The sequence below is a fragment of the Streptomyces coryli genome (assembly GCF_011044975.1).
Taxonomy (GTDB): Bacteria; Actinomycetota; Actinomycetes; order Streptomycetales; family Streptomycetaceae; genus Streptomyces; species Streptomyces coryli.
Genome location: NZ_JAAKZV010000088.1, coordinates 23,071 through 29,676, shown reverse-complemented (window position 1 = coordinate 29,676; position 6,606 = coordinate 23,071). Strand labels below are relative to the sequence as shown.

At 72.3% G+C, this 6,606-nt stretch carries 7 protein-coding genes and 1 pseudogene; 2 read left to right on the top strand and 6 right to left on the bottom strand.

Annotated features, from left to right (window positions below; translation table 11 throughout):
* Both G5C51_RS20355 and G5C51_RS20350 read right to left on the bottom strand, forming a co-directional pair.
* A pseudogene (locus G5C51_RS20355) lies at positions 1-271 on the bottom strand (malto-oligosyltrehalose trehalohydrolase); the annotation flags it as partial.
* On the bottom strand, positions 271-1,176 hold the full coding sequence (locus G5C51_RS20350) for a GNAT family N-acetyltransferase (RefSeq protein ID WP_165239425.1): 906 nt from the start codon (positions 1,174-1,176) through the stop codon (positions 271-273). The gene G5C51_RS20350 and the pseudogene G5C51_RS20355, both read right to left, overlap by 1 nt.
* Positions 1,177-1,276: 100 nt before the next feature.
* Between G5C51_RS20350 and G5C51_RS20345 the strand changes: the two genes are divergently transcribed.
* Both G5C51_RS20345 and G5C51_RS20340 read left to right on the top strand, forming a co-directional pair.
* Complete coding sequence (locus G5C51_RS20345; protein WP_165239423.1) at positions 1,277-1,837, top strand: DUF1707 and FHA domain-containing protein; 561 nt, start codon at positions 1,277-1,279, stop codon at positions 1,835-1,837.
* Between the two features lie 85 nt (positions 1,838-1,922).
* Positions 1,923-2,627 (top strand): class I SAM-dependent methyltransferase, encoded by a 705-nt coding sequence (locus G5C51_RS20340; protein WP_165239421.1) that lies wholly within the window; start codon positions 1,923-1,925, stop codon positions 2,625-2,627.
* On the opposite strand, the gene G5C51_RS20335 is transcribed toward G5C51_RS20340, so the two are convergent.
* The 4 genes from G5C51_RS20335 to G5C51_RS20320 are packed head-to-tail and all read right to left on the bottom strand — an operon-like array spanning position 2,624 to position 6,585.
* On the bottom strand, positions 2,624-3,280 hold the full coding sequence (locus G5C51_RS20335) for a pyridoxine/pyridoxamine 5'-phosphate oxidase (RefSeq protein ID WP_338118233.1): 657 nt from the start codon (positions 3,278-3,280) through the stop codon (positions 2,624-2,626). The genes G5C51_RS20340 and G5C51_RS20335 overlap by 4 nt on opposite strands.
* On the bottom strand, positions 3,277-3,804 hold the full coding sequence (locus G5C51_RS20330; RefSeq protein WP_165239419.1) for a pyridoxamine 5'-phosphate oxidase family protein: 528 nt from the start codon (positions 3,802-3,804) through the stop codon (positions 3,277-3,279). The genes G5C51_RS20335 and G5C51_RS20330 overlap by 4 nt, the downstream gene beginning before the upstream one ends.
* A gap of 4 nt (positions 3,805-3,808) precedes the next feature.
* A complete protein-coding gene (locus tag G5C51_RS20325; RefSeq protein ID WP_165239417.1) occupies positions 3,809-5,419 on the bottom strand; it encodes a penicillin-binding transpeptidase domain-containing protein in 1,611 nt (536 codons plus the stop codon).
* Positions 5,420-5,469: 50 nt separating this feature from the next.
* Positions 5,470-6,585 carry a family 43 glycosylhydrolase gene (locus tag G5C51_RS20320; RefSeq protein WP_165239415.1) on the bottom strand — a complete coding sequence of 372 codons (1,116 nt, stop codon included), beginning with the start codon at positions 6,583-6,585 and terminating at the stop codon, positions 5,470-5,472.
* Positions 6,586-6,606 lie beyond the last annotated feature (21 nt).

Sequence of the window (6,606 nt, the reverse complement as noted above, 5' to 3'; positions counted from 1 at the left end):
GCCCCCGCCCCTCCCACGCATGCCGCCACCGGAAGCGCTCGTGCTCCACGACCGCGCTCGCCCCGTCAGGCCCGTCGGGCTGCCGCCGCGAACGCGGATCGGGCAGCGGTGGCCCGCCGTCGAGCCGGAAGGCGTACCGGGTGCCGTCCCCGGCAGCCGCCGCCTCCGTCCGCCACCAGCCGCCGTCGCCGGGCGACATCGGCAGCAGCCGCCCGGAGACCTCGGCCTCGACCCGTCGCGCGTCAGGCGCCCACACCTCGAATTCCGTCACTACTGCATGTAATACCGCTCGTGCGCCACCGGATACCCCGCCTTGGCGAAGTTGCGGGCCATCGGCGTGTTCGGTACGTCCGTCGCCGCGACGATCTTCTCCGCGCCCGCCGCGACCAGCACGTGCGTGCACTCCACCAGCAGGTCGTACGCGTACCCGTGGCCGCGCTGCTCGGGGACGATGCCGATGAAGCCGATGATGTGGTCGCGCTGGTTGCGTGCCGGGATGTGCAGGCCGACCAGCTCGCCGTCCGCGTCGTAGGCCAGCTGCCACCAATCGGGCGGCGACGGGCACCACTTGAAGAACTCCAGCTCCTCCCGGGCGGCCAGCTCGATGCCGCCCTCCTCCGCGTCGCGCCGGGCGTGCGCGTCCAGCGATCCCTGTTCGACGCGCAGCAGCACCTCGTAGATGGCGTCCTCGTCCGGCTCCGGACGGAAGGTGAGCCGCCCCGGCCGCTCGGGCACGCCGTCCGCGGTGGTCCACTCGTACTGATAGCGCTCGACGAACGGCTGCATCCCGGCCGCCCCCGCCGCGTCGATCACGGCCTGCGCCTGCTCCCGTACGCCGGGCAGCTCCCGCCAGCCCGACGGCAGCTGCAGCATCAGCTCGGCCCGCAGCGGGGCGGTGCGCAGCAGCTCCGCGGCCGCCTCGGCGTCGGTGAAGTCGAACCAGTCGAGGGCCTTCGGCTCGGTGTCCCCGGGCCCGGCCCACCAGGCGGCGCGGGCGACGACGACGCCGTCGCGCAGCGCGACCCAGGTCCAGTCGAGGCGGTATTCGCCGCCCTCCGCGAGCGAGGCCCAGCGCGGCAGGCCGAAGGCGGCGCGGCCGATGACGGCGGAGTCGGGCAGCCGGCGGAACAGATGCTCCTCGCCGGCGGTGAGGTGGCGGATGACCGTATCGGTCATGGAGGTTCCTTCCGCAGGGCAGCAAACCGTAGATCGGTTGTTACGCGCTGTCCAGGGCCCGCACTGGACACGTTCTGTCACCACCGCCGACAATCGAAGGATGACCGCTTCCTTCGAGTTCCCGACGTCGGCCGTCGCCCCGGTGCGAATCTCCGATGCCGAGCGGGATCGCGTGCTCGCGGTGCTGCGCGAAGGCGCGGCGCAGGGGCGGCTGTCCCAGGACACCTTTCTGCGCCGGATGGAGCTGGCCTTCGCCGCGAAGGCGGAGTGGCAGTTGGAGGCGCTCACCGCGGATCTGCCGAAGGAGGGCCGGCTGAGCCGGGCCGTCATCGGCTCGGTGGCGAAGGTCTCGGCCTTCGGTGTGCGGGTGCGCACGGCCTGGCAGAACGAGCGGCTGCCGAGCCTGATGCTGCCGGTGCCCGGCTCGTATCCGCTGCGCATCGGCCGCGACCCGGTCAACGGGCTGCGGATCATGGAGGAGACGGTCTCGCGCAGCCACGCGGAGCTGTCGTCCACCGCCACCGGGCTGTGGCTGCTGCGCGACCTGCGCTCCACGAACGGCACCTTCGTCAACGGCCGCCGGATCACCGGCGCCGCCCCCGTGCACCCCGGCGACCAGGTCGGCTTCGGGCACGCCCACTACCGGCTGACCGGCCGCTGAGGCGCGGCTGAGAGCGCTTTCCGCGGTGTGCCCCAAGCGTGCCAAATCGCTTGCGGCCGCGACCCGTTGACCGTAAAACGGCAAGATGCCGAAATCTGCCAGCCCCGCATGGCTCTTCGCCGAGTACGCGCCCGTCGGTGTCGACCTGGCCAGCCCCGAGGCCGTCGACGCCTACGACCGCAACCAGGGCACCGACCCCGCCCGCGACGACGCGCTGCTCGACCGGCTCGGGGTAACGGAGGGCACCCGGCTGGTGGACCTCGCCTGCGGCACCGGCTCGTTCGCCGTGCAGGCCGCCCTGCGCGGCGCGGAGGCGCACGGCGTGGACGTGGGGGAGGCGATGCTCGCCTATGCGCGCAAGCGCGCCGAGCGCGAGGGCGTGCGGGTGCGCTGGCACCGCGCCGGCTTCCTTGATTACGCGCACGAGGGCGACCCGGCCGACGTCGTCACCACGAAGGCGGCCCTGCACCAGCTCCCCGACTTCTGGAAGCAGCAGGCGCTGCTGAACGCCGCCGCCGTCCTCCGCCCCGGCGGCACCTTCTACCTGTGGGACGTCATCTTCACCTTCCCGCCCGGCCAGGCCGCGCAGAACCTCGACTGGTGGGTGGACACGGCCGCCCGCGCCGAGGGCGAGGGCTTCACCCGGGAGACCTTCGAGACGCATATACGGGAGGAGTTCTCGACGTACTCCTGGGTGCTGGAGGGCCTGCTGGAGCGGGCCGGGCTCGAGATCGTCTCGAAGGACTTCACGTCACCGGTGCACGGCGAGTACATCTGCCGCCGGGTCTAGGGCCAGAGCAGCTCGCGCACCCAGCCGCCCTGCTCGCGCCGGTAATTGACGCGTACGTGCCGCCGCGCCGGATCCCCCTGGAAGAACTCCACCCGCTCGGGCGCCAGCAGATACAGCGTGTGCCCCGGCACGGTCGCGTCCGGCTCCCGCCGCGCCCGCTCCCACGCCGCGTCCGCGGCGCGCTGCAGCGTCCCGTACGAGTCCAGCACCTCGCTCTGCCGCCCCACCAGCGCCGCCGCGAGCGCCCCCGGCGAGCGCCGCGCGAGATCCGCCGCACTCTCCTCGGGCCCGGCCGCCGTCACGCTCCCGCGCAGCCGCACCTGCCGGGCGACGGCGGGCCAGTAGAAGTGCAGCGCGGCCCGCGGCCGGACCGCGAGCTGCCGCCCCTTGGCGCTCCCGCGATGCGTCGCGAACTGCCACCCGCGCTCATCGGCCCCGTGCAGCATGACCGTCCGCGCGTCCGGATCGCCCTCGGCATCGGCGGTGGCGAGCGTCATCGTGTGCGGCTCGACCTCCCCGGCGGCGACGGCGCCCGCGAACCAGTCGGTGAAGAGGTCCAGCGGATCGTCGGGCGCCGTCTCCGGATCGAAGACGGGCAGCTCGCGGTCCCAGACCTTCAGGGTCCGCAGCAGGTCGCCGAGCCGCTCGGTCACTGCACGCCCAGCTTTCCGTGGTCGGGGGCGAAGACGGTCATCCAGTGCGGGTGCAGCCGGTAGAAGACGACCTCGTTGTCCCAGTCGAAGCCGTCGTCGCCGTAGAACTCCTTGAAATACGCGAGGAGGTCCGGCCAGTCGGCGGCGGGCTCACCGTCCCCCGCCGCCGGATTGAGGATCTCCACCTGCCCATGGGTGAAGACGCCGAGGTCCTCGCCGCGCATGTACGCCACGCTGGCCGCGGGCCGGGCGGCCAGATGGCGGGCCTTGGCCGCGGTACGGGCGGTGCCGAAGTGCCACCTGCCGTGCAGGAAGTGCCCGTCGGCACCGCTGATCCGCGGCTCGCCCTTCGCGGTCACGGTGGACAGCGCGAGGGTGCACATTCCGGTGAGGAGGCGGGTGAGCTGCCCGGCGTTCAGCGTGCGCTCGCTGTTGATGATCGACTGCAGGTGGCTGCTTGAGCCGGACAGAGAGGCGTCGAGGAGGGACTGGAGCTCTTCGAGTTCTGCTGCGGATTCACGCATCCGATCACTGTAGTACGGCCCTGACCAGCGGCCCGGCCGACGTGCCTCCGCGTCCGCCGCCCGGCACGACGGCCGCCGCGGCCACCTCGCCGCGGTACGCGGTGAACCAGCCGTCCGCCGGCTGCCCGTCCTTCTCCGCCGAACCGGTCTTCGCGCCCGCCGCGGGGCCGAGGCCGACGACCTCGGCGGTGCCGCTGGTTGACGTCAGCCGCATCATCGAGCGCAGCTGATCGCGTACGGACCCGGGCAGCGGCGTCGCGGTGGCGAGCCGGCGGCCGTCCAGGGACTGCGGGACGATGACCGGCTGGTGGAAGCTGCCGGAGCTGACGGTGGCGGACACCGAGGCGAGGTTGAGCGGGTTCATCTGCACCTCGCCCTGGCCGATCATCGCGGAGGTGAGCCCGTCGCCGCCGGTGACCGGCACCTTTCCGTCGAAGGACGGTATGCCGGTCTTCCACTCCTTGCCGAGGCCGAAGTAGCGGGCCGCGGTGTCGGAGAGGGTGCTCTCGGAGAGCTTGCCGGCGAGCGAGACGAAGGCGGTGTTGCAGGAGTTGGCGAAGTCGGCGGCGAAGGAGGCGCCGGGGAGCGAGCCGTGCTCGACGTTGTGGTACTGCTTCCCCTGGTTGTACGTCGTGTACTTGGGGCAGTCGACCTGCGTCGACGGGCTGACCCCGCGCTCCAGCAGCGCCGCCGCCGTCACGATCTTGAAGGTCGACCCGGGCGCCGTCGCCCCGCTGAAGGCGGCGTTGAAGTCCCGGTGCCCGCTGCCGTTCGCCACCGCCAGCACCTCGCCCGTACGGGCCTGGAGCGCCACCACCGACGCCTCCGCCTTGCCCGCGACCGCCTTCTCGGCGGCCTGCTGCAGCCGGGCGTCGAGCGTCGTGCGCAGCTTGCCCGGCACGCCCTTGGTGATGGTCAGCAGCGACCGCGTGCCGCCGGACCCGTCCGCGGTCTGCCGCTCGGCCCACAGCTCGATGCCCGGGGTGCCCTGGACACGGTCGCTGTGCCGGCTGCGCAGCTGGTCGAGCACGACCCGTAGCGAAGGGCTGTCCGCGGCGGAGATGACCTTCCCGTGCCGGTCGACGGCCCGTACCTGCGGATCGGCGGCCCGCCCGGCCTTGAGCGTCTCGTCGTCCTTCAGCCCGGGATAGAGGACGTCGGAACGCCATTCCACGAGCGGCATCCCGGTGCTGCTCCCGCGGGTGATCCGGAGGCTGTTGTCGTACGACCAGTCCTTGGCATGCCCCGCGACGGAGACCTTGGCCTTGACGCCGAAGCGGACGGTGTCGCCGTCGATCCGCCCGACCTCGAAGGCGACCTTCTTGACGTGGGCGTCGTCGCGATAGGCGCGCAGGGCGGCGCCCGCGGTGGTCTCTTCATTGGTGAGCGCGGTGGCGGCGCCGAGCTTCCCGGCGGACCAGTGCCGGAGGAAGTCCCCGGCGGTCTTCCGCACTTCGGCGGCGGTCAGCGGCCCGGTCTTCGGCTTCGTACCCGCCGAATCCGAGTCGGACCGCTCACCGTCGAGCGCGGTGAAGATGTTGTACGCCCCGAAACCGGCGGCCACCACCATCCCGGCAAAGACGACCCCGACCACATATTTCCAGGCATGATGCATCGAACCCCCCAAGGTCCCCACCCCGGCCCTTATGTGGCACGCATCGTACGTCAGTTCACGGAGAACCCGTTCGCGCCCTGCGCCAGCACCCCGGTCATCGGGAAGCGGGTGGACCCGTCCCACCAATGCCACACGACCCGCGGCGAGCCGTCGGCGGCGCTGAAGACGTCCATGCCGCCGGGGCCGCGGTGGTTCTCCGGCAGGCCCTTCAGCGGATTGAGCCCGGTGGCGCCGGTGTAGCCGAAGTACGGGCGCTCCACTCCCTCCCCGACCGGGGTGCAGCGGGAGTCGGGCACCGGTGTGGTGCCGCAGTCGGCGATGCCGGTGGCGTAGCGGTCGCTGTCCCAGTTGTTGCCCGCGTAGGCGAGATACCAGTGCCCGTCGGTGCCCTTCCACATGGACGGGTTCTCGACGACGTGGGTACTGCCGCTGATGTTCTTGTCGTCCCAGGCGATGTCGGTGCTCTTCAGCGCGTCCCTGCGGGTGTCCCAGATGGCCCGGCCCTCGGCGTCGGTACGGACCGTGGAGATGCCGGTCTCGTCCCCTGCGGTGATCGCGTCGTCCCGGTAGGTGACGTACAGAGTGCCGTCGCTGACAAAGGGGTTGGGGTCGATGGCCCACCGCCCGGCCGGCGGGCACGCCCACTCGCCGGCGTCGGTGAACGGCCCGCGCGCCGAGTCCGAGACGGCGCGCCCGATGCACTTCTGCCCGGGGTTCCCGGTGCCCTTGCGGGAGGCGGTGTAGTACATGACGTACCGCTCGCCGTAACGGACCGCGCCCGGCGCCCAGACGGCGGTCCCCGGCTCGGCCCAGGCGCCCGGGCCGCCCGGCATCGCGTCGCCGGACGCGCAGTCGGTCATGCCGACGTCGTTGCCCGAACCGTGCACCAGCACCGGCACGAAGAGCTCGCCGGTCGGGGCCCCTTCGCAGCGCTCGCCGCTGCCGGCGGGCACGGTGGTGCCGTACGTGACGTACTTGCCGTCCTCGCCGAGGACCGTGTCCGGGTCCGCCAGCGCGAAGGCGGACGAGGCCGCCTTGGGGGCTGCGCCGCCGCTGCTTCCGGATTCCGGTGTCGTGTCGCCCGCCGCGATGGCGGCGCCGCCGATCACGAGCGCGCCTGCCGCCGCAAGGGCGGTGAAGTATGTGGCCCTTGGGATTCGTCGCATCCGAACGTTGTAGTGTTCCAA

Coding starts and splice junctions, on each gene's coding strand:
- G5C51_RS20350 (WP_165239425.1), bottom strand. CDS start 1,176: ATGACCGATACGGTCATCCGCCACCTCACCGCCGGCGAGGAGCATCTG.
- G5C51_RS20345 (WP_165239423.1), top strand. CDS start 1,277: ATGACCGCTTCCTTCGAGTTCCCGACGTCGGCCGTCGCCCCGGTGCGA.
- G5C51_RS20340 (WP_165239421.1), top strand. CDS start 1,923: ATGCCGAAATCTGCCAGCCCCGCATGGCTCTTCGCCGAGTACGCGCCC.
- G5C51_RS20330 (WP_165239419.1), bottom strand. CDS start 3,804: ATGCGTGAATCCGCAGCAGAACTCGAAGAGCTCCAGTCCCTCCTCGAC.
- G5C51_RS20325 (WP_165239417.1), bottom strand. CDS start 5,419: ATGCATCATGCCTGGAAATATGTGGTCGGGGTCGTCTTTGCCGGGATG.
- G5C51_RS20320 (WP_165239415.1), bottom strand. CDS start 6,585: ATGCGACGAATCCCAAGGGCCACATACTTCACCGCCCTTGCGGCGGCA.